General features: G+C 33.5%; 1 protein-coding gene. It reads left to right on the top strand.

Annotation, left to right across the window (positions count from 1 at the left end; translation table 11 throughout):
* Positions 1 to 179 precede the first annotated feature (179 nt).
* Positions 180 to 1,343: a pyridoxal phosphate-dependent aminotransferase gene (locus F6K13_RS31110; protein WP_124154790.1), complete on the top strand. Its 1,164-nt coding sequence runs from the start codon at positions 180 to 182 to the stop codon at positions 1,341 to 1,343.
* Positions 1,344 to 1,894: the final 551 nt, after the last annotated feature.

Below are 1,894 nucleotides of genomic sequence, written 5' to 3'. Positions count from 1 at the left end.
GGTATTCTCACCGAACCAGAATGACTACCCCCTACTCCCTACTCCCTAAAAATTACGAATTTTTTACCTCACTCTTCGTGGGAATTGCTATATTTTCAAATATCTCATAAATCATTCGGCGATCGCTATATAACTAATTACTATAGTAAAATTATCAAGAAAATATCATCTATTTAACTATGAACTTTGCAACCAGAATGAATGGCTTAGGTGGCGATGCTGCCATTGAAGTTTTTACTAAGGCAAAAGAGTTAGAATCTCAAGGTCGAAATATTATTCATTTAGAAATAGGTCAACCTGATTTTAAGACTCCTCAAAATATTCGTGAAGTTGCTTTCCAAGCTATGAATGATGGTTATACAACTTATACTCCAGCAGCAGGTTTATTAGAGTTAAAAGAAGTAATAGCAGAACATATTTCTCAAACTCGAAATATATCAGTTAATTCTGATGAAGTAGTAGTAATGCCAGGGGCAAAACCAGTTATATTTTTCACTCTTTTAGCATTAATAAATCCTGGAGATGAGGTTATTTATCCGAACCCTGGATTTCCTGTTTATGAATCAGTCATTAATTTAGTGGGAGGGAAACCTATTCCATTACCTTTATTGGAAGAATTAGACTTTCAATTTAGTATTGATAATTTAGCTAATTCTATTTCTGAGAAGACAAAATTACTAATTCTGAATTCTCCTCATAATCCAACTGGAAGTGTATTAACTCCCGAATATTTAGAAGCTATAGCTGAACTAGCAGTTAAACATAACTTTTATATCCTCTCTGACGAAATTTACTCCCACTTAATCTACGATTCAAAATTTACCAGTATCATTAGTTTTCCTGGTATGAAAGAACGCACAATTTTATTAGATGGGCATTCAAAAACTTATGCTATGACTGGTTGGCGTTTAGGTTATTCTGTTTCTCCCAAACCAATAGCAGAAAAATTAGATCAGTTGATGTTAAATTCTAATTCTTGTGCTTGTTCATTTACTCAAATAGCTGGCATAGAAGCTATCAAAAATTCTCAGGAATTTGTCAAGGAAATGTTCGCCGAATTTAAACAAAGACGTGATGTTATTGTGGAGGGTTTAAATTCTATTCCAGGTATTAATTGTCGAAAACCAGCAGGTGCTTTTTATACTTTTCCCAATGTGAAGCAACTGCCGATAAGTTGCGAAAAACTGGCAGATTATTTATTAGCTGAAGCAGGAGTCGCCTTATTACCAGGAACTGCCTATGGAAAATTTGGAGATGGATATTTAAGATTATCTTACGCAAATTCCATTGAAAATATTCGCGAAGGTATTAGTCAGATAAAAATAGCGATCGCTAAACTATAGCTATCCTCTTTTAGTTGTAAATTTTTCTGTTAAATTTCTCTAGGAATGAAAGAAATTTTACCCATATTTATTCCAGCAAAACTTTGTCATTCTCAGATTTTGCCATCGGAGAAATTCTTGGGATGAAAATCTGATTCTTTGTTTGACTGGTTATTTTGGTTTTTGGTTACTCAAGCTAACCTATGAATGCTGGAAAATAATATATCCATAAGTTGTCAAAAACTGGCAGATTATTTGTTACCTGAAATTGGAGTTGCCTTATTACCCAGAACTGCCTATGGAAAATTTGGAGATGGATATTTAAGATTATATACCCGCAAATTCTATTGAAAATATTCGCGAAGGTATTAGTCGGATAAAAAAAGCGATCGCTAAACTTCTGATTCTTTGTTTGACTGGTTATGTTGGTTTTTGGTTACTCAAACTAACCTATGAATGCTGGAAAATAATATATCCATAAGTTGTCAAAAACTGGCAGATTATTTGTTACCTGAAATTGGAGTTGCCTTATTACCCAGAACTGCCTATGGAAAATTTGGAGATGGATATTT

The organism is Okeania sp. SIO2B9, from assembly GCF_010672505.1.
In the GTDB taxonomy this organism is placed as follows: domain Bacteria; phylum Cyanobacteriota; class Cyanobacteriia; order Cyanobacteriales; family Microcoleaceae; genus Okeania; species Okeania hirsuta.
Note: the sequence above shows the minus strand (reverse complement) of the source record. Positions and strands in the feature narration are given on the sequence as shown.